Here is an 18,858-nt window from a genome sequence, read left to right as displayed (position 1 = left end):
CCGCGGTGCCGAAGATAGTTGACCATGACGAGCGGCGCCTGGAACTGGTGGACGCCACCTGGCGCATCATCGCCCGGCAGGGCCTGGAGGGGGCAACCATGCGGGAGATCGCCATGGAAGCGGGCTTCGCAAACGGGGCGCTCAAGCCCTACTTCCCCACCAAGGACACGCTCCTGGAATTCGCGTTCGGCCATGTCTTCAACCGCACGAACCAGCGGATCGCGGACGTCACCCGGGGCAAGTCAGGGTTGCCCGCCCTGCGGGCCTTCTGCCGGGAAGTACTCCCGCTCGACGAGGAGCGGATCAACGAGGCACGGATCGTCATCCCGTTCTGGCAGAAGGCGGTCAACGACCCCCAGAAGGCTGACATCCATCAGCAGTCCATGAGCGAGTGGCTGGCCACCATCCGGCGCTACCTGGCAGAGGCGAGGGACAGCGGAGACGTCCGTGCCGCCGTCGACGATTCCGTCCTGGCGGGCCAGCTCCTGAACATGCTGCTCGGCGCGCAGATTGCCGCAGCACTCGGCAACGGCACACCCAATCCCGGGCTCGAGGAGCAGCTCGAGGGATTCCTGGCCCTGTTATGACCATTCCGCCCGTCATCGACACCCCGGACATCCTGGTGGACCTCGACATCCTGGACCGGAACATTGCCAGGATGGCTGAAACCGTCCGGGCAAAAGGCCTCACCCTTCGCCCGCACGCCAAAACGCACAAGATCCCGGAGATCGCCGCCCGCCAACTGGCAGCTGGGGCCGCCGGACTCACGGTGGCAACCATCGGCGAGGCTGAAGTCTTCGCAGCCGCAGGGGTGACCGACCTCTTCATCGCCTACCCCTTGTGGGTCTCGCCAGGGAAGGCCGAACGGCTCCGGCGCTTGGCGGACACAGTGACTGTCGCCGTCGGCGTGGACTCGGCGGAAGGCGCAGCAATGCTCGGTGCGGGGCTCGGCCCGGCAGCCCGAAGCGTCAGCGTGCTGGTTGAAATCGACAGCGGCCATCACCGCAGCGGTGTCCGCCCACAGACGGCGGCGGACGTGGCAAAAGCAGCGTCCGACGCCGGCCTTGAAGTCGCGGGAGTGTTCACCTTCCCCGGGCACAGCTACGCGCCCGGCATGCCGGTGGAAGCAGCGGCACAGGAGCAGGAGGCGCTCAGGCAGGCTTCGGGTGCGCTGGCCGCCGCCGGACACAACGCAACCGTGCGAAGCGGTGGATCCACGCCCACTGCACTGCTGACCGAAAGCTCGGTGGCAACGGAGGTGCGCCCGGGCGTCTACGTGTTCGGCGACGCCCAGCAGCTTGAGCTTGGCCGGTGCGGTGTGGAGGACATCGCACTGACGGTGGCGGCGACGGTGGTGAGCCACCATGCAAGCACGCCCGGTACCCCGGAACGCTTCATCATCGATGCCGGAAGCAAGATCCTGGGCAGCGACCGGCCGGCCTGGGCCACCGGATATGGCCGCCTGATCGATCATCCGGAGGCCCGGATCACCGCCCTCTCGGAGCACCATGCCACGGTCGAGTGGCACGGCCCGGGAAACAGGCCGGCCCTGGGCGACCGGCTGCGGGTCATCCCGAACCACGTCTGCCTGGCCATCAACCTCGTGGATAACGTCGCCGTCACCAGCGGCGGGCAGCTCGTGGACCGGTGGACGGTGGCGGCCCGCGGCAGGAACGCGTAGCACTTCCACTCTTTTTTCGCCAACCGTTGAAAAAAGATCCTGCGGACCGTAACCTGATGGGACTGTGTTGCAGGACACAGCTCCCGGGGAACATCAGATGGCCAGCCGTCGTCAGGAACATCCATGCCAGCACCAGCCCGGCCTGCGGTACATTCCGCCAGCCAAAGCCTTACGTCCAGCGTTGCCACGTCCTTTGACCACTGGAAGCACCTGGTGGCCGAGTCCTTCGTACCCCTCGCGGCACGGACGGCAGACGTGGACGGGTTCCGCGGACAGCTGCGCGCAAGGGTGGTGGACCGCATGTCCATCGTCGAAGTCACGGCCACCTCGCACGAGGTCCACCGCACCCCGGCCCTGATCGCCCAGGCCCATGAGCGCTACTTCAAGCTCAACCTGCAGCTGGAGGGCACCGGGCTGCTCATCCAGGACAACCGCGAGGCCGTCCTCCGGCCCGGCGACCTGGCCATCTACGACACCAACAGGCCCTACACCCTGACGTTCGCGGAGCAGGCGCGGATGATGGTGGTGATGTTCCCCTGCGACGCACTGTCCCTGCCCACCGACTTCGTGGGCCAGCTCGCTGCCGTGAGGATGGCCGGCAGCACCGGCCTCAGCGGAATTGTGGGACAGTTCATCCGCCAGCTGTCCGAGAACCTGGACGTCCTGGACGGCCCCAGCGGTTCGCGGCTGGCAGCCAACGCCCTGGACCTGGTGTCCACCATGCTGCACGCCGAAATGGACATAACGCCGGACCGGATGAAGCCGCAGGCACTCCTGGCAGTTTCCGTCCGTGAATACATCGAGGCCAACCTGGCCGATCCCCTGCTGTCCCCCGCCAGCATCGCCGCCGCGCACTTTATCTCCACGCGCCACCTGCACAACGTGTTCCACGAGTCCGGGACAACGGTGGCCAGCTGGATCCGGAGCCAGCGGCTGGACGGCGCCCGCCGCGACCTGCGCGACCCGCTGCACGCCGCACAGCCCGTGGGTGCTGTCGCAGCCCGCTGGGGCTTCCTGGACGCGGCGCATTTCAGCCGCACGTTCCGCGATGCCTTCGGCGTCTCCCCAAGCGACTGGCGCCGGGGCGCTTAGCACTCCTAGATGAGCCCCTGGGCCAGCATGGCGTCCGCCACCTTCACGAAGCCGCCGATGTTGGCGCCGAGGACGTAGTTGCCAGGGTCTCCGTACTCGTCGGCTGTGGACGCGCACCGGTGGTGGATTCCCACCATGATCTCCGTCAGCCGTTCTTCTGTGTGCTCAAAGGACCAGGAGTCCCGGCTCGCGTTCTGCTGCATCTCCAGCGCGGACGTCGCAACGCCGCCCGCGTTGGCTGCCTTGCCCGGGCCGAACAGCACGCCCGCCTCCTGGAACACCGCGACGGCGTCACGGGTGGACGGCATGTTGGCGCCCTCGCCCACTGCAAGGAGCCCGCCGCGCACCAGCCTGGCGGCAGCACCGCCGTCGAGCTCGTTCTGCGTGGCGCACGGCAGTGCCACCGACGCGTCAACGTCCCACACGGAACCGCCCTCCACGTAGGAGACGCCGGCCCGGCGGGCAGCGTATTCCTTGAGCCGTGCGCGCTCCACCTCCTTGACCTGGCGCAGGAGCCCGACGTCGATGCCCGCCTCATCCACGATGTAGCCGGAGGAGTCGGAGCAGGCCACCACGGTGGCGCCGAGGGCCTGGGCCTTGGCGATGGCGTTGATGGCGACGTTGCCGGAGCCTGAGACCACCACACGCTTGCCGTCAAAGGACGTTCCGCGGGTCTTCAGCATTTCCTGCGTAAAGATGACGGTCCCAAAGCCGGTGGCTTCGGGCCTGACGAGCGAGCCGCCCCACGAGATGCCCTTGCCGGTCAGCACCCCGGATTCGTACCGGTTGGTGATGCGCTTGTACTGGCCGAAGAGGTACCCGATTTCACGTCCGCCCACGCCGATGTCCCCGGCCGGGACGTCGGTGTATTCGCCGATGTGCCGGTACAGCTCCGTCATGAAGGACTGGCAGAAGCGCATGACTTCGGCGTCGCTGCGGCCGCGCGGGTCAAAGTCGGAGCCGCCCTTGCCGCCGCCGATGGGCATGCCGGTGAGGGCGTTCTTGAAAATCTGTTCGAAGCCAAGGAACTTGACGATGCCCAGGTAGACGGACGGGTGGAACCGCAGGCCTCCCTTGTACGGGCCCAGCGCGGAATTGAATTCCACCCGGAAGCCGCGGTTGATCTGCACCCGCCCGGTGTCGTCCGTCCACGGCACGCGGAAGATGATCTGGCGCTCGGGCTCGCAGAGCCGCTCCAGGATGGCGGCTTCGAGGAATTCGGGGTGCCTGTCGTGGACGGGGCCGAGGCTTTCGAAGACTTCGACCACCGCCTGGTGGAACTCCGCTTCGCCGGGGTTCCGTGCCAGGACCGTGTCCCTGATGGCCTCGAGCCGTGAATCCATGGTTTTCCTCACCTCTGCGTGAAACAGGAACGGTACGTTTTGTTGAACCGCTCGAAACTTGACCCTTCAAGCTATCGGATTAAGACCGGAGGCCAGTAGGCGGAGCGCTATTTGTCCCTTATTCTCCGTATTGTGACAGCTCTCTTCCGCATAATGAAAGGAGGGTGCACGAGGATGTGCATCCGGAAGGCCGTCTGATGGCCTATATCTGCCTGCTGCTTTCGGGGGCAGCCCTGCTCCTCAACGGACTCGCCACGCTGGGCCTCCTCCCCCGTCGCGACGCAGCCGTGGTCAGCCTTGCCATCGGGACCGTTCAACTGGCGCTCGGCGTCGTATTTTTGTCAGGCGCGGCGGCGCTCGAAGAGGCAGGGCCGCTGTTGACTGCTGCAGGGATGTTCCTGTTCGGCCTGACGTACGTGTACGTGGGGCTGGACACCCTGCTGGATCTTGGCTCGAAGGGCCTGGGGTGGTTCTGCGGCATGGTGGGCGTCGTCGGCCTGCTGCTCGCCGCCGCCTGGGCTGGATCGGACCCGCTGCTGGCCGTCCTGTGGCTGGCCTGGTCTGCGCTGTGGGCGTTGTTTTTCGCATCAATGGCGCTGGGCCTCAGACGCCTGGACCCGTTCATCGGCTGGGCGCTGGTGCTGACCAGCCAGACGACTGCCACACTTCCGGCTTTCCTCGGGCTGGCCGGCAACTGGCCACGCGGGCAGGCAGCGGCCTGGACGGCGGCAGCATTCCTGGCCGCACTGTTTGTTGTGGCACGCGTGCTGGCCCGGCGCGGAGCCGCTCCACGCCGGGCCAGTGCCGGACATCCCGTGCAGCCCCCGGAAAGGCTGACCTCTACCTGACCGGATGCCCCAGGCTTGCAGCTTTCTGCCGGCGCTGCACCTGGGCTTCCACCAGCACCCCGGCCGCAAAAACAAGGGGAACAGCAACCAGAAGGGCGGTTGCCGTTTCTGCGCTGCCGCCGATCAATGCCGTGAAGTTGCTGACCACCAGGAACAGGATCCATCCCAGCAGCAGCGCCGCGAGCGTCGGGGCAACCAGCGTCTGCCAGAGCTGGGCACCGGCGCGTTCACGGCGGAAGAAGCCGACGACGGCGGTCGAGCAGAGCATGTACAGCACCAGGAGTGCCGCTACTGCCAGTCCGCTGAACCAGGAGAAGAGCGTCAGGACGGGATCCAGCGCCAGGATGGCGAACGGCGCCACCAGGACGACGGCGGTGGCGGTCTGGATCCAGGCAGCCACGGCCGGTGCGCGGTGCCGGTTGGTCCGGGCCACGATAGCGGGCATGGAACCGCGCAGGGCAAGGGAGTGCAGGTAGCGGTTGATGCCGTTGTGGAAGGCGATGATTCCGGCGAGCAGCGAGGTGACCAGCAAAACGCCGGTGACCACGCCGGCCCACGGACCGAAAAGCTCCACCATGGGCCCCAGGACGAAGGTGGTGGCATCGCCGGATTCGAGGGCGGCGCCCGCTGCGTCCATGACCTGGGACGGGCCGTAGTAGCTGACCAGCATCCAGGAGATGAAGGAGAAGAAGACCGCGATGACGCCCACGGACAGGTAGGTTGCCCGGGCCACGGTGCGGTGCGCGTCCTTAGCCTCGGCCGAATAGATGGCCGTGGATTCGAAGCCGAACATGGAGGCAACGGCAAACATGATGGCCACTCCGGGTGCCCCGGCAGCGATGGCTTCCGGCGAGAAGGAGGCCGCCACACTGATGCCTTCGGGGCCTCCGCCGCTGAACAGGACGGTGAAACCGAACAGCAGCAGCACGGCAACCTCAAGTCCCACCAGCAGGGCCAGGACGCGGGCGCCGAGTTCGATGTTCAGGGACCCGAGCACCTGCACGCCCGCCATGGTGGCCAGGGCCAGGAGCCACCAGGGCACGTCCAGGCCCATCGAGGCGAGCAGACCGGAGAAGACTGCCCCGTAGAGTCCGTACATGGCAGCCTGGACGGTGTTGTAGGCAAGCAGCGCAAGCCAGGCCGCCCCGGCACCGGTTTTCCTGCCGAAGGCGGCGGTGATGTAGGCGTAAAAGGCGCCGTTGGCCTGGATCCTGCGGCTGATGGCCACGAAGCCCACGGCAAAGATGACGATGACGATGCCGACAATCAGGTAGGCGCCCGGAGCGCCGGCGCCGTTGCCAAGGGCCGCCGCGAGCGGGGAAGCGCCCACAATGCCCGTCAGCGGTGCCTGGGCGGAGAGGACAAAAAAGAGGATGCCCATGACGCCGATGCTCCCGGCGCGGAGGGCTGTGGAATGCTCCTTGGCCGGAGCGTCAGTGGTCCGGGACTCGGAATTCGAAATACTCATTGGATCCTTCTTAACGGTCATGAGTGTGGGGAAATGCTGTGAAATCCAGCTTGGCAGCGGGCGGCCCGGCGGCTTTGTCCGCCAGCGATCAGTTCTTGTCGGTCAGCGCAGTGCCGGATGCGGCGGCGGAAAGTGCTGCCGCTTCCAGGGCAGCCTCCATGCCACTTTCGATGGCGCCGTCGATGAATCCACCCCAGCCGTTGGCGATGTCCGAGCCGGCGAACAGGATGTTGCCGTGTGGTGCCTGCAGGGCGGCCAGGTGCGCGGAGAGGAAACCGGTGCGGTGCATCGGCCAGGTTTCGCCGGCCAGCGGGTCGGACACCCAGTCATGGGTGGCCACGTCCACCACCTCGGCGCCGGGCACCAGACGGTTAAGGTGCGCCTGGACGGCGGCCGGGTCCGTGGCGTCGATGTTCGAAGCGTCCGGGCCGAAGCCGACGGCGATCGTGTCGCCGTCGAGCGTGTATTCCACCTGGAAGAAGTTCAGCGCCCAGTCAGCCTGTCCCAGCGCGACAAACGGCGCATGCTCGCCCCGCAGCCGGATCCAGACCTTGACGCCTTTGGACACCTGCCCGCGCCTGGCTCCGTCCGCCTTGGCGGGCGGCAACGGCGGCTCAAAGGCGATACAGGGCAGGACGTGGAGCGGGACGGTAACGATGGCGGACCGCGCGGAGATGGTCCTGCCGTCGTAACTGCGGACGGTGACGCTGCCGCCGTCGTCCGAAATTCCTGCCACGGTGAAGCCGTAGTCAATGCCGGCTCCGCTGTCCCGGAGGATGGAATCCGCGAGGGCAGCCGTCCCGCCCTCGATCTTGTAGGTGGCGCAGGCCTCGAAGTTGACCGCCCAGTCGCCGTTGGTCAGGGCTACCCAGCGCAGGGCCTGCGTCAGGGCGGCGTCTTCGAGTGGACCGTTGAAGTTCAGGGCCCAGAATGACTCAAGGATGTCCCTGGATGAACCTGCCGGGAACTGTTCCCTGATGCGGTCCTGGACGGAAATGTGGTCGATCTCCTTGAAAGCGTCCCGGGCCAATGGCCGGAAGGGTTCGGGGAAGTACTCGCGGGAGTCCTTCACCAGTTCATGGTTGTACTTCCCGATCAGCTGCAGGAGGGTGCCGGGGGCACCTTCCTGGCGGCCGCCGTCTGCCCACCAGAAGGCGCGCTCCGGCTCCGGACTTGCGACGGCGCCCAGGCCATAGCGCTTCAGCTCAGCCCAGACATAGGGCTGCGTCCAGTGGACCCATGTTCCACCGATCTCCAGGTTGCGGCCGAGGCGGTGGTCCAGCCACGTCCTGCCCCCGATCCGGTCGCGCGCCTCGACGATATGGACCGAGAAGCCCTGCCGGGTAAGTTCGCGTGCCGCGGTAAGGCCGGCGAACCCGGCCCCCACCACGATGACGTCCGGCTTTTTTCGGTCAATGTCCTGCTGCTCCATGATCATGGCCCCTAGGAATAGACGAAGAATTCGATGGTGGGTGCCAGCACGACCCAGCGGGTGCGCACGCCCTTGTTGAATGACGCCGAGCTTCCGGCAGTGAGCTCATAGGCCTCGCCTCCCTCAACCTCTATGCGGAGGTGCCCAGCGAGGATGTGGATGGTCTCATCGGCCTCCATGATCAGGTCAAAGGGGTCCGGCGCTTCGGACGGGCTGACGTGCCAGTAGCCGCAGGCGAGCGCCTCTCGGCCGCCCTCGCCGAACCGGCGGACCCACTGGACCTGGCCGAGTTCGAAGGGTTCATTCTTGGCCTGATCAAGGGTCGAGGACGTGCTGAAGGCAGGTGCGATGGTCATGAATGGCTCCAAGGGGGGACGGGCGGGATGCGTCGGAAGGAAGTGGTTCATCCGGCTCGGCCTGTGATTGCCGTCACGGATGGTGAACTAATCTAAGCAAGTGCTTAGTTTTAAGTCAATAGCCGCCGTCGCCGCCACGCAGGTGGCTAGAATCGACGGCATGGCCCCTTCCTCCGCCCCAGCCTCCCCGCCGAAGTACGGCAAAGGCCGCGAAGCGCTGCTTCGGGCCGTTGTGGATGTGGTGGCGCACAAAGGCCTTCGGGGACTCACCTACCGGGCAGTGGCAGAGGCGGCGGGAGTCAACAACACCTTGGTGGCACACCACTTTGGATCACGTGACGCGCTGATCGCGGCCGCCCTGCAGTGGGCTTCCGAACAGTCAATTGCAGCCTCCCGCCTGCGCGATGCGGCGCAGCAGGAGGCAACGTTCACCGAGGCCCTGATGGACCTGCTCCTCACGGACCCCGAGCTGCAGGTATTCCAGTACGAGATGATCCTGGAAGCCAGGCGGCGCCCGGAGCTGGCAGGGCCGGTAGCCGCGCTGTACGAGAGTTACGTTGACGCCCTCGCCGCGGGACTTGAGGCTTTTGGAGTCACTGCACATGTCCGCGTCGTCGCCCGCACACTGTTCGCCGCCTTGGACGGGCTGGTGCTGCAGTACCTGGCCGGGGTTTCACGGGAGGAGATTGCGGCGGCCCTCGAGGAGGTGCACCAGGTGGTCATCCTCCGGCGGGATGGTGCAGCCGCTTCCGGCGTCACCTGACCCTTGTCCGGCCCGTCTCCTCGCGGACTGACGGCACTCCGGCTGCTTTAACGCGCAGGGCCCCTGCCGCCGCGCAGTTCGCGCGGCCGCAGGGGCCCTTCTGTTGCTGTTCAGTTATGTCACATGCCTGCTTGCGCGTGCCGAAGGCTAGCGAAGCACCACGGTCCTGTTGCCCTGCAGGATGACCCTGCCCTCGCAGTGCCAGCGCACCGCGTTGGAAAGGGCCTTGCATTCGGTGTCGCGGCCGGCGGCCACGAGGTCTTCGGGTCCGTAGGTATGGTCCACTTCCACCACCTGCTGGGCGATGATTGGTCCCTCGTCCAGCTCCGCGTTGACGTAGTGGGCTGTGGCACCGACGGTCTTGACCCCGCGGGCGTAGGCCTGGTGGTACGGCTTGGCACCCTTGAAGCTGGGCAGGAACGAGTGGTGGATGTTGATGGCGCGGCCGTCCAGCTTCCGGGTCAGCTCGTCGCTGAGCACCTGCATGTAGCGGGCCAGCACCACAAGCTCAACATCCAGTTCGTCCACCAGCTCCAGGAGCCTGGCTTCGGCCTGGGGCTTGGTATCGGCCGTCACCGGGATGTGGTGGAACGGGATGCCGTGCCACTCCGCGAGTGCCTGGTGGTCGGTGTGGTTGGACACCACCGCAACCACCTCCATGGGCAGCTCGCCGATCCGGGCACGGAACAGCAGGTCATTGAGGCAGTGGCCGAACTTGGACACCATGATCAGGACCTTGCGCTTGGCTCCCTGGCGTTCCAGCTGCCACCGCATGGCGAACTTTTCAGCTACAGGGGCGAAAGCTGCCCGCAGCGTATCCGCTGTGGAGGCATCGCCGTCGGACGCAAAGTGCACGCGCATGAAGAAGTGGCCTTCGGAGCGTTCGCCGAACTGCTTGTTGTCGATGATGTCGCAGCCATGCTCCAGGAGGAAGCTGGAGACCGCATGCACGATGCCGGGCGATTCCGGGCAGTCGAGGGTCAGCACATGTTCCACCGTGGTGGACTGCTGCGGGGCGGGGATGTGGGTTTCAGTAGCGGTCATGGTTCAGCACTCGATCACATTCACGGCCAGGCCGCCTCGGGAGGTTTCCTTGTACTTGGTTTTCATGTCAGCTCCTGTGTCGCGCATGGTTTTGATGGCCTTGTCCAGGGAGACCTTGTGGCTGCCGTCCCCGTGCAGGGCCAGCCGGGCCGCGTTGATGGCCTTGACGCTGGCGATGGCATTCCGTTCGATGCAGGGAATCTGCACCAGCCCGCCCACGGGATCGCAGGTGAGCCCAAGGTTGTGTTCGATGCCCACCTCGGCGGCGTTCTCCACCTGCGCGGGCGTTCCGCCCAGCACCTCGCAGAGGCCGGCGGCCGCCATGGAACAGGCCGAGCCCACCTCGCCCTGGCAGCCCACTTCGGCTCCGGAGATGGAGGCGTTCGTTTTGAAAAGGATCCCGACGGCGGCTGCCGCCAGGAGGAAGCGGACCACACCGTCGTCGTCGGCTCCCGGAACAAACTTCACGTAGTAGTGCAGCACCGCCGGCACGATGCCGGCCGCGCCGTTGGTGGGCGCGGTGACGATCCGCCCGCCCGCGGCATTTTCCTCGTTGACGGCGAGGGCGAACAGGTTCACCCATTCCATCGCCAGCAGCGGATCGGCAGGGGCCTGGACGGGCGACGGCGATGCTGCCGCGGCTTCCGCGCTGGCAGCCGAGGCCGTCAGCGTCCGGAACAGCGCCGGCGCGCGCCGCGTCACGTTCAGCCCGCCGGGCAGGATGCCCTCCGCGTTGCAGCCGTTCTCCACGCATTCGCGCATCACTGCCCACAGGCCCAGCAGCTTCTCCCGCAGCTCGGCCTCCGTGTGCCAGACCAACTCGTTGGCCAGCATGACGTCGGAGATGGACATGCCTTCGCGCTTGCAGATCTCCAGCAGCTCGTCGGCAGTGCTGAACGCGTACGGCAGCACGGTGTCATCCGCCACTACCTTGTCCGCGCCCGCAGCGTCACCGTCCACCACGAAGCCGCCCCCAATTGAATAGAAGCTCCGTTCACTGAGCACGGATCCGGTGTGGTCCAGCGCGCGGAACGTCATGCCGTTGGGGTGGGCGGGAAGGGATTTGCGGCGGTGCAGGACCACGTCTTCATCCCAGTTGAAATCCACCCGGTGGGTGCCGGCGATGTGCAGCTCGGCGTCCAGCGCGGCAGCCGCCACCTGGTCGTCGGCGGTGAAGGTGTTGACGGTTTCAGGTTCGAGGCCCTGCAGCCCCAGGACAACCGCTTTGTCCGAGCCGTGGCCCCGCCCCGTGGCGCCCAGGGAACCGAAAAGTTCCGACTGGACGCGCACGGTGGAGCTGAGCTGCCCGTCGCCCTTCAAGCCGTCCGCGAAGAGTTTGGCCGCCCGCATCGGGCCCACCGTGTGTGACGAGGAGGGCCCGATGCCGACAGAGAACAGGTCAAGGACGCTGAGCGCCATTAGGGGACCTCTGGCGAGGCGTACTCCCGCATCGCGTCCAGGAGCCACCGGCCCAGGAACTCGGCGAAGGACGCCCTGGGGAAGATCCGGAAGGACTCCTCGCCGGTCTTCCAGAGGATGGCGGGGATGTTGGCGATCTCGGTGGAGACGGCGGTTCCGGCCTTGAACTCCCGGGGGTGCAGGTCCAGGGAGCAGCCCTTCTCAAGCACTGCCCGCCCCTGTGGACCGGTCAGTTCGAAGGTGGTGCGGTTGGCGGAGAGGTCCACCACCTGGCCTTCGCCGTCGCCCAGTGCATCCTGCAGGGCACGGATCAGGTCGCCGCCCAGGGATTCGTGTGCCTCGGTGGGTGCCACCACCAGGAACTCCCCGGGTCCCAGCCACAGGACGGAGGTGTCACCGTTGCCGGCCACGTCACCGGACCGGGCGGGCAGGCCGCCGGTGACCGAGGCCAGCCGCTGGGCCGTTTCGGTGCCGGCACCGGCGCGGAGCCCCACCATGGTGAGGAAGGGCAGCTCGGACAGTTCCACGGTGCCCGCCAGGGAGCCGGCAGCGAAGGCGTCCTGCAGCTGCTTCGCCGGGCTGACGCGGACGGCAAGGTTCTTGTCTGCGAGGTTCTTGGCAGAGGTCGGGGATGCTGCTGTTTCAGCCATCTTTACGGGTCCCTTCGGGGTCAAAAAGCACTGTTTCTGCGACAACGACGTCCACCAGCTGATCGCCGGCTGCTGCCACGAGGGTCTCGCCGATGCGGTTGCGGCCGTTCTTGATCAGGGCCAGGCCGAATGACCTGCCCAGTGCTGCGCTGTGGTAGCTCGAGGTGACGAAACCTTCCATGGGCACCGGCCCGTAGGCGGGGTTGGTGGAACGGCCCTTTTCCACGAGCTGGGTGCCTTCGGGCAGCCGCAGGGTGCCGTCCACCGGAAGGACGCTGACCAGGTGCTTGCGGTCTTCACGCTGCGCGTCCGCCCGCGAGTAGGAGCGCTTGCCGATGAAGTCCTTGGCCTTGGAAACGATCCACTCCATGCCGGCGTCCTGCGGGGTGACGGTGCCGTCCGTGTCCTGCCCGACGATCGGGTAGCCCTTTTCGGCGCGCAGGACGTGCATGGTTTCGGTGCCGTAGGGGGTGATGTTGAATTCGGCACCGGCAGCCGCAACGGCTTCCCAGGTGTTGAGCCCGTACCAGGCCGGGATGTTGATTTCGTAGGCCAGTTCACCGGAGAACGAGATCCGGCAGATGCGGGCACGGACGCCGGAGGCGAGGGTGGTTTCCCGGAAGGTCATGAACGGGAAGGCCTCGGTGTCCAGGCCTCCGTTCGCGGCCAGCTCCGGTGCCACCTTGGCGATGACCTCGCGTGACTTCGGTCCGACGACGGCGATGGTGTTCCACTGTTCGGTCACTGAGGTGCAGTGCACGTCCAGTTCCGGCCATTCCGTCTGGAGCCATTCCTCCAGCCAGTCCAGCACCTTGCCGGCTCCGCCGGTGGTGGTGGTCATGAAGAAACGGTCCTCGTCGAGGCGCAGGGTCACGCCGTCGTCGAAGATCATGCCGTCCGGTGTGCACATGACGCCGTAGCGGGCGGAGCCGGGGGCGAGCTTCTTGAACGCGTTGGTGTAGATGCGGTTCAGGAATTCGCCCGCGTCCTTGCCGCGGATTTCGATCTTGCCCAGGGTGGTGGCGTCCATGAAGCCCACGGAGTCACGGACTGCTGCGCATTCGCGCAGCACGGCGGCGTCCATGTCCTCCCCGTTCTGCGGGTAGTACCAGGGCCGCTTCCACTGCCCCACATCCTCGAACAGTGCGCCCTTGGCGACGTGCCACGGGTGGATGGAGGTGATGCGTGCGGGGTCGAAGAGTTCGCCGCGCTGGCGTCCGGCCAGTGCCGCGAACGCAACCGGCGTGAACGGGGCGCGGTAGGTGGTGGTGCCGATGTCGCCGATGCCGCGGGACGCTTCGCCGGCGGTCCGGAGTGCGGCGGCGATGACGCCGATCGCGTTGACGCCGGAGGTCTTGCCCTGGTCGTTGGCGGTGCTGATGGAGGTGTAGCGCTTGATGTGCTCAACGGACCGCATGCCGGCGCCGGTGGAACGGAGGACATCCGCCACGGACTGGTCACGCTGGAAGTCCACGAAGTGGTGGTGCCAGTCGTCCGGCGTGCCGGTCTCGCCCGGCACCAGCCACAGCTGGCGGGTGGGGGCAGACGCTGTCGGCCCGCCCAGCGGGGAAGGTTCGACGGCGGAGGTGAAGCCGGCGCCGATGGCCGCCTTCGCGCCGGCGGAGACGCCCTCGGCGAGGCAGTCAGCGGTGTCGAAGGAGCCGCGGCCGGAGCCGACGATCTGCTGGTTCGGAACCTCGGTGCTGGGGACGAAGGCGGCCAGGGCGTCGTCCCAGCGCAGCTTGCCCTGCCGCTGGGAGTGCAGGTGCACCAGCGGGCTCCAGCCGCCGGACACTGCCAGCAGGTCGCAGGCGATCTGCTCGATGCCCGAGGTGAGTTCGCCGTCGTCGTTGATGCTGCGGACGGTCACGCCGTCCAGCCGGCCTGCGTTCGCTCCCTCATCGGTGGCGGCGCTGGTGTTGGCTACGGCGCTGCCGATCAGCACGCGGGTGCCGGCTTCGACGGCGGCGGCTGCCACGTCCGTGAGCTTGGGGCGGGCGTCCACCACTGCGGCGATCTTGACGCCGGCGGCGCGGAGGTCGGCGGCCAGGGCGTAGGCGCTGTCGTTGGTGGTGCTGATGACCACGCGCTGGCCGGGGGCCACGGCGTAGCGGTTCAGGTAGCTGCGGACGGCGGAGGCGAGCATGATGCCGGGGCGGTCGTTGTTTTCAAAGACCAGGGGACGCTCGTGCGCGCCGGGAGCCAGCACAACCTGCTTGGCACGGATGTGCCAAATACGCTGGCGGGATACACCGGGGGCGGCCGGGCTGGAGAGGTGGTCCGTACGGTTCTGGACGGCGATGACGTAGTTTGCGTCGTAGGCGCCGAACGCCGTGGTGCGGTTCAGGACAGTGCATTCGGCGTTGGAAACCAGCTCGGCTTCCACGTCCGCCACCCATTCCAGGGCGGGCTTGCCTTCGACCGTCTCACCCAGTTCCGCTGCCGTGGAGCCGGAGAGCAGGGCACCGCCCAGTTCGGGCTGGTCATCAAGGAGCATCACGCGGGCACCGGTGCGGACGGCCTCACGGGCAGCGGCCAGGCCGGCGGGGCCGCCGCCAATGACCAGGACGTCGGTGTGGACGTACTTCTTGTCGTATTCGGCGCGGTCCTCTTCGGGGTCCAGCCGGCCGAGGCCGTTGAGCAGTTCGGCCTTCAGGCCGTCCACCAGGGAGATGGTGGTGGCGGGAAGCATCGATTCGGCAACGTGGCCGGGGAAGCGCGGGGCCACCTTCACCAGGGCGTTGGGTTCCTCGACTCCGGCAGCCAGGATGCCCCGGGGCCGGTCCTCGTACAGCGAGTTGCCGACCGCGACGCGGCCGTTGGCGAGCAGCGCGGAAGCCAGCGTGTCCCCGGGGTGGCCGGTGAATTCCTCGCCGTCCACAGTGAAGCGCCAGGAAATGGTGCGGTCGATGCGGCCGCCGGCGGCGAGGCGGGCATTCTGGGAAGTCACTTGGTTGCTCCTTCCGGGGCGGTGGTGCTGGCAGGTGTTGTGCTGGTGCCTGAGATGTCGGGCGCCGCGGTTCCGGTGGTGGTGCTGTCAGCAGCGGTGCTGGCAGTTCCGGATTCGGCGGTTCGCGGGGCTGCCCGGTCGGGCCGGGGCGTGCCCATCGGGTAGATGGCCTGGATGTCGTAGCTGACGGTGTCGCGCAGCATGTTGAACCACTGGCGGCAGCCGGTGCTGTGGACCCAGCGCTCGGCGAAGGTGCCCTTGGGGTTCTCGCGGTAGAAGAGGTACCGGGACCACTCCGTGTCGTTCAGTTCGTTCGGGTTTTCCGGGTAGGCCACGTGGGCCTGGCCGCCATAGTGGAATTCGGTTTCATCCCGGGGGCCGCAGTTGGGGCATGAGATCAGCAGCATGTGCGTTGTCTTTCTGTGGAGGCGGCGGCTAGTGGGCTACGGCGGCGGCGCCGTGTTCGTCAATGAGAGCGCCGGTTTCGAAGCGCTCCAGGGAGAACGGCGCGTTCAGCTTGTGCGGGGAGCCCGTGGCGATGTTGTGCGCGAAGGTCATGCCGGCTGCGGGCGTGCCCTTGAAGCCGCCGGTACCCCAGCCGCAGTTCACGAACATGTTCTCCACCGGGGTGTTGCCCACGATCGGGGAAGCGTCCAGCGTGGTGTCCACGATCCCGCCCCAGGTCCGGAGCACGTGGGCCCGGGCGAAGATGGGGAAGAGTTCGACGGCGGCCGCCATCTGCTGCTCGATCACATGGAAGGAGCCGCGCTGGCCGTAGCCGTTGTAGGAGTCCACGCCGGCGCCCATCACCAGTTCGCCCTTGTGGGCCTGGGAGACGTAGACGTGCACGTGGTTGGACATCACAACGGTGGGGTGGACCGGCTCGTGCAGCTCGGAGACCAGTGCCTGCAGCGGGTGGGACTGGATGGGCAGCTGGAAGCCGGCCATTTCGGCCAGGACGGAGCTGTGGCCGGCGGCGCACAGGCCCACCTTTTCCGTGTTGATGGTGCCGCGGTTGGTCTTGACGCCCACCACGCGCTCTCCATCCTTGACGAAGCCGGTGACTTCGCAGTTCTGGATGATGTCCACGCCCAGCTCGTCGCACTTGCGGGCGAAGGCCCAGGCCACGTGGTCGTGCTTGGCGATGCCGGCACGGGGCTGGTAGGTGGCGCCCATGACGGGGTAGCGGATGTTGTCGCTGATGTTCAGGATGGGGCAGAGTTCCTTGACCTGCTGCGGGTCCAGCCATTCGGCGTCAACACCGTTGAGCTTGTTGGCGCCCACGCGGCGCATGCTCTCGCGGACGTCGCCGAGGGTGTGGGCCAGGTTCATCACGCCGCGCTGGCTGAAGAGGAAATCGTATTCGAGTTCCTCCGGCAGGATTTCCCACAGCTTGAGGGCGTGCTCGTAAATGGCCGCGCTCTCGTCCCAGAGGTAGTTGGAGCGGATGATGGTGGTGTTCCGGGCCATGTTGCCGCCGGCCAGCCAACCCTTTTCCAGGACGGCGATGTTGGTCATGCCGTGGTTCTTGGCCAGGAAGTACGCGGTGGCCAGGCCGTGCCCGCCGCCGCCGACGATCACGGCGTCGTAGGAGGACTTGGGCTCGGGGTTCCGCCAGAGGAAGTCCGGGTGCTCCGGAAGCTGCTGGGTGCTCACTGGGCGGCTCCAATCAGGTCTGCTTCAACACCGGCCAGGGCGGCATCGTCGTTGAGGTGGGGGTAAAGGGGGAACTGGTCGGCAAGGGCGGTGACGCGGCTGCGGAGTTCGACGGCGGTGTCCTCGGCCAGGCTGCCGCTGCCGGCTGCCGCGATCAGGGCGGTGGCGATGATGTCCGCGACCTCGGTGAATTCCGCGGCCCCGAATCCGCGCGTGGCCAGGGCAGGGGTGCCGATCCGGAGGCCGGAGGAAACCATCGGCGGGCGGGGGTCGAAGGGTACTGCGTTGCGGTTGACGGTGATGCCGATCCGGTGGAGGGCGTCTTCGGCCTGCTGGCCGTCGAGCTCCGAGTTCCGCAGGTCCACGAGGACCAGGTGGACGTCCGTGCCGCCGTTGACCACGGAGATGCCTGCGGCTTCGACGTCGGACTGGAGGAGACGCTCGGCCAGCAGCTTGGCACCCTGCAGGACCCGCTCCTGGCGTTCCTTGAATTCGGGCGATCCGGCGAGCTTGAAGGCCACGGCCTTGGCTGCAATGACGTGCTCCAGCGGGCCGCCCTGCTGGCCGGGGAACACAGCGCTGTTGATCTTCTTGGCGTACTCCTCCTTGGCCAGGATGACGCCGCCGCGCGGTCCGCCCAGGGTCTTGTGGGTGGTGGTGGTGACCACGTCCGCGAACGGGACCGGGTTCGGGTGCAGTCCGGCGGCAACGAGGCCGGCGAAGTGGGCCATGTCCACCATCAGGTAGGCGCCAACGAGGTCGGCGATGCGGCGGAACTCGGCGAAGTCCAGCTGGCGGGAGTAGGCGGACCAGCCGGCGACGATGAGCTTGGGCTTGTGCTCCAGGGCCAGGGCTTCCACCTCGGCCATGTCCACCCGGAGGTCGGATTCACGGACGTGGTAGGGAACCACGTTGTAGAGCTTGCCGGAGAAGTTGATCTTCATGCCGTGGGTGAGGTGGCCGCCGTGGGCCAGGGAAAGGCCAAGGATGGTGTCGCCCGGGTTCAGCAGGGCGAACATGGCGGCAGCATTGGCCTGCGCGCCGGAGTGCGGCTGCACGTTGGCGAATTCCGCACCGAACAGGGCCTTGACCCGGTCGATGGCGAGCTGCTCCACAACGTCCACGTGCTCGCAGCCGCCGTAGTAGCGCTTCCCGGGGTAGCCCTCTGCGTACTTGTTGGTCAGGACCGAACCCTGCGCCTCCATGACCGACGCCGGAGCGAAGTTCTCCGAGGCGATCATCTCGAGGGTGTTCTGCTGCCGCTCCAGCTCCTTTGCTACAGCGGCGGCAACATCGGAGTCCACCTGGGCGAGCGAGGCGTTGAGTACGTTCTGCATGTTTCTCCTTCAGAGGCCCTTCGGGTTACTGATCAACAACTGACCTGTAACTGATATATTAGAACTGACGTAATAGTATGTTCCACATCACGCAGGAGTCAATAGGAACCATGGAGAGCCTCTTAATGAGCCTGACGCTAGAGAACCATCTGGAGGGCGGCGGGGATCTCTCGCTGGCCGAGCGGGCCTACCGGCATCTCCGGGACCGGCTCATCATGCTGGACATCCGGCCCGGCGAAGCCATCAACGACGCTAAGCTCGCAGCCGAAATGGGCATCGGACGCACCCCTGTCCGGGAAGCCTTGAAGCGCCTGGAAAGCGACCACCTGGTGATCTCCTACCCGCGCCGGGGCACCTTCGCCACCGTTGTGGACATCACCGAGCTGGCCGATGTTTCGGAGCTCCGGGAATCGCTGGAGCCCCTTGCCGCGCGGCGGGCAGCCAAGCTCGCCACACCCGCAGTGCGCACCGAGCTGCGCGAAACCGCAGCGGCGATTGCCCGGATGGCCGCCGCCGAGGACCCGTATGACCTGATGCGGTATGACATCAAGGTCCACCGCCTTATCTACCGTGCGGCAGCCAACGCCCACCTGGAAGATGTCCTGATCCGCTACGACAACCTGGCCACCCGGATCTGGTGCATGGTGCTGGAGAAGGTGCCCGCGGTGTCCGAGCACATCTCGGAGCATGTGGAGCTGCTGGAAGCCATTGCCGACGGCGACGCCGACCGGTCCGGCAAGCTCGCCCTGGAACACGTCACCAGCTTCGAACACGCCATCCGCGCAGTCCTCTAAGGAACCTTCAGCGGTTAACCGCCCG

Annotated in this window: 17 protein-coding genes; 6 read left to right on the top strand and 11 right to left on the bottom strand. The window is 66.8% G+C overall.

Annotated elements, in window-relative coordinates:
* Positions 1 to 5 precede the first annotated feature (5 nt).
* The 3 genes from DXK94_RS02090 to DXK94_RS02080 all read left to right on the top strand — a co-directional run bounded on the left by DXK94_RS02090 (position 6) and on the right by DXK94_RS02080 (position 2,773).
* Complete coding sequence (locus DXK94_RS02090; RefSeq protein ID WP_115523934.1) at positions 6 to 587, top strand: TetR/AcrR family transcriptional regulator; 582 nt, start codon at positions 6 to 8, stop codon at positions 585 to 587.
* Positions 584 to 1,681 carry a D-TA family PLP-dependent enzyme gene (locus DXK94_RS02085; RefSeq protein ID WP_115523608.1) on the top strand — a complete coding sequence of 366 codons (1,098 nt, stop codon included), beginning with the start codon at positions 584 to 586 and terminating at the stop codon, positions 1,679 to 1,681. Before DXK94_RS02090 ends, DXK94_RS02085 begins: the two co-directional genes overlap by 4 nt.
* A 123-nt stretch (positions 1,682 to 1,804) precedes the next feature.
* Positions 1,805 to 2,773 (top strand): helix-turn-helix domain-containing protein, encoded by a 969-nt coding sequence (locus DXK94_RS02080; protein WP_115523607.1) that lies wholly within the window; start codon positions 1,805 to 1,807, stop codon positions 2,771 to 2,773.
* A gap of 5 nt (positions 2,774 to 2,778) precedes the next feature.
* On the opposite strand, the gene gdhA is transcribed toward DXK94_RS02080, so the two are convergent.
* A complete protein-coding gene (gene gdhA, locus DXK94_RS02075; RefSeq protein WP_115523606.1) occupies positions 2,779 to 4,116 on the bottom strand; it encodes an NADP-specific glutamate dehydrogenase in 1,338 nt (445 codons plus the stop codon).
* A 197-nt stretch (positions 4,117 to 4,313) separates the two neighbouring features.
* On the opposite strand from gdhA, the gene DXK94_RS02070 reads away from it, so the two are divergent.
* Complete coding sequence (locus DXK94_RS02070; protein WP_115523933.1) at positions 4,314 to 4,964, top strand: AmiS/UreI family transporter; 651 nt, start codon at positions 4,314 to 4,316, stop codon at positions 4,962 to 4,964.
* Here DXK94_RS02070 and DXK94_RS02065 read toward each other — a convergent pair.
* From DXK94_RS02065 to DXK94_RS02055, 3 genes are all read right to left on the bottom strand, one after another.
* A complete protein-coding gene (locus DXK94_RS02065; RefSeq protein WP_115523605.1) occupies positions 4,957 to 6,432 on the bottom strand; it encodes an APC family permease in 1,476 nt (491 codons plus the stop codon). The genes DXK94_RS02070 and DXK94_RS02065 overlap by 8 nt on opposite strands.
* 88 nt (positions 6,433 to 6,520) lie before the next feature.
* Positions 6,521 to 7,864, bottom strand: coding sequence for an NAD(P)/FAD-dependent oxidoreductase (locus DXK94_RS02060; RefSeq protein WP_115523932.1), 1,344 nt, complete (start codon positions 7,862 to 7,864; stop codon positions 6,521 to 6,523).
* A gap of 11 nt (positions 7,865 to 7,875) precedes the next feature.
* The gene (locus DXK94_RS02055) at positions 7,876 to 8,220 is read right to left on the bottom strand and encodes a cupin domain-containing protein (RefSeq protein ID WP_115523604.1); all 345 of its coding nucleotides are present in this window, start codon (positions 8,218 to 8,220) and stop codon (positions 7,876 to 7,878) included.
* A 160-nt stretch (positions 8,221 to 8,380) separates the two neighbouring features.
* Here DXK94_RS02055 and DXK94_RS02050 point away from each other — a divergent pair, with 160 nt between their 5' ends.
* On the top strand, positions 8,381 to 8,983 hold the full coding sequence (locus DXK94_RS02050) for a TetR/AcrR family transcriptional regulator (protein WP_115523603.1): 603 nt from the start codon (positions 8,381 to 8,383) through the stop codon (positions 8,981 to 8,983).
* A gap of 147 nt (positions 8,984 to 9,130) precedes the next feature.
* On the opposite strand, the gene purU is transcribed toward DXK94_RS02050, so the two are convergent.
* Genes purU through glyA form a run of 7 tightly spaced genes read right to left on the bottom strand, consistent with a single transcriptional unit; the run spans position 9,131 to position 18,039 of the window.
* Entirely contained in the window at positions 9,131 to 10,027 is an 897-nt protein-coding gene (purU, locus tag DXK94_RS02045; RefSeq protein WP_115523602.1) for a formyltetrahydrofolate deformylase, read from the bottom strand.
* Between the two features lie 3 nt (positions 10,028 to 10,030).
* Positions 10,031 to 11,446: an L-serine ammonia-lyase gene (locus DXK94_RS02040; protein ID WP_115523601.1), complete on the bottom strand. Its 1,416-nt coding sequence runs from the start codon at positions 11,444 to 11,446 to the stop codon at positions 10,031 to 10,033.
* Positions 11,446 to 12,096 carry a sarcosine oxidase subunit gamma gene (locus DXK94_RS02035; RefSeq protein WP_079595315.1) on the bottom strand — a complete coding sequence of 217 codons (651 nt, stop codon included), beginning with the start codon at positions 12,094 to 12,096 and terminating at the stop codon, positions 11,446 to 11,448. The genes DXK94_RS02040 and DXK94_RS02035 overlap by 1 nt, the downstream gene beginning before the upstream one ends.
* The gene (locus DXK94_RS02030) at positions 12,089 to 15,046 is read right to left on the bottom strand and encodes a sarcosine oxidase subunit alpha family protein (protein WP_115523600.1); all 2,958 of its coding nucleotides are present in this window, start codon (positions 15,044 to 15,046) and stop codon (positions 12,089 to 12,091) included. Before DXK94_RS02030 ends, DXK94_RS02035 begins: the two co-directional genes overlap by 8 nt.
* Entirely contained in the window at positions 15,043 to 15,453 is a 411-nt protein-coding gene (locus tag DXK94_RS02025; protein WP_079595317.1) for a sarcosine oxidase subunit delta, read from the bottom strand. Before DXK94_RS02025 ends, DXK94_RS02030 begins: the two co-directional genes overlap by 4 nt.
* Before the next feature lie 28 nt (positions 15,454 to 15,481).
* Entirely contained in the window at positions 15,482 to 16,702 is a 1,221-nt protein-coding gene (locus DXK94_RS02020) for a sarcosine oxidase subunit beta family protein (protein ID WP_079595318.1), read from the bottom strand.
* Positions 16,699 to 18,039: a serine hydroxymethyltransferase gene (gene glyA / locus DXK94_RS02015; protein ID WP_115523599.1), complete on the bottom strand. Its 1,341-nt coding sequence runs from the start codon at positions 18,037 to 18,039 to the stop codon at positions 16,699 to 16,701. Before glyA ends, DXK94_RS02020 begins: the two co-directional genes overlap by 4 nt.
* A gap of 125 nt (positions 18,040 to 18,164) precedes the next feature.
* Between glyA and DXK94_RS02010 the strand changes: the two genes are divergently transcribed.
* Positions 18,165 to 18,833 (top strand): GntR family transcriptional regulator, encoded by a 669-nt coding sequence (locus DXK94_RS02010; protein ID WP_115523598.1) that lies wholly within the window; start codon positions 18,165 to 18,167, stop codon positions 18,831 to 18,833.
* Positions 18,834 to 18,858 lie beyond the last annotated feature (25 nt).

This window comes from Arthrobacter sp. RT-1, assembly GCF_003367205.1.
In the GTDB taxonomy this organism is placed as follows: domain Bacteria; phylum Actinomycetota; class Actinomycetes; order Actinomycetales; family Micrococcaceae; genus Arthrobacter.
Note: the sequence above shows the minus strand (reverse complement) of the source record. Positions and strands in the feature narration are given on the sequence as shown.

What these genes read in the sequence shown, in the direction of transcription:
- DXK94_RS02085 (WP_115523608.1), top strand. Translation starts at nt 584, where the DNA reads ATGACCATTCCGCCCGTCATCGACACCCCGGACATCCTGGTGGACCTC.
- DXK94_RS02050 (WP_115523603.1), top strand. Translation starts at nt 8,381, where the DNA reads ATGGCCCCTTCCTCCGCCCCAGCCTCCCCGCCGAAGTACGGCAAAGGC.
- DXK94_RS02010 (WP_115523598.1), top strand. Translation starts at nt 18,165, where the DNA reads ATGAGCCTGACGCTAGAGAACCATCTGGAGGGCGGCGGGGATCTCTCG.
- purU (WP_115523602.1), bottom strand. Translation starts at nt 10,027, where the DNA reads ATGACCGCTACTGAAACCCACATCCCCGCCCCGCAGCAGTCCACCACG.
- DXK94_RS02060 (WP_115523932.1), bottom strand. Translation starts at nt 7,864, where the DNA reads ATGGAGCAGCAGGACATTGACCGAAAAAAGCCGGACGTCATCGTGGTG.
- DXK94_RS02040 (WP_115523601.1), bottom strand. Translation starts at nt 11,446, where the DNA reads ATGGCGCTCAGCGTCCTTGACCTGTTCTCTGTCGGCATCGGGCCCTCC.
- DXK94_RS02035 (WP_079595315.1), bottom strand. Translation starts at nt 12,096, where the DNA reads ATGGCTGAAACAGCAGCATCCCCGACCTCTGCCAAGAACCTCGCAGAC.
- DXK94_RS02070 (WP_115523933.1), top strand. Translation starts at nt 4,314, where the DNA reads ATGGCCTATATCTGCCTGCTGCTTTCGGGGGCAGCCCTGCTCCTCAAC.
- DXK94_RS02055 (WP_115523604.1), bottom strand. Translation starts at nt 8,220, where the DNA reads ATGACCATCGCACCTGCCTTCAGCACGTCCTCGACCCTTGATCAGGCC.
- gdhA (WP_115523606.1), bottom strand. Translation starts at nt 4,116, where the DNA reads ATGGATTCACGGCTCGAGGCCATCAGGGACACGGTCCTGGCACGGAAC.
- DXK94_RS02025 (WP_079595317.1), bottom strand. Translation starts at nt 15,453, where the DNA reads ATGCTGCTGATCTCATGCCCCAACTGCGGCCCCCGGGATGAAACCGAA.
- DXK94_RS02065 (WP_115523605.1), bottom strand. Translation starts at nt 6,432, where the DNA reads ATGAGTATTTCGAATTCCGAGTCCCGGACCACTGACGCTCCGGCCAAG.
- DXK94_RS02080 (WP_115523607.1), top strand. Translation starts at nt 1,805, where the DNA reads ATGCCAGCACCAGCCCGGCCTGCGGTACATTCCGCCAGCCAAAGCCTT.
- glyA (WP_115523599.1), bottom strand. Translation starts at nt 18,039, where the DNA reads ATGCAGAACGTACTCAACGCCTCGCTCGCCCAGGTGGACTCCGATGTT.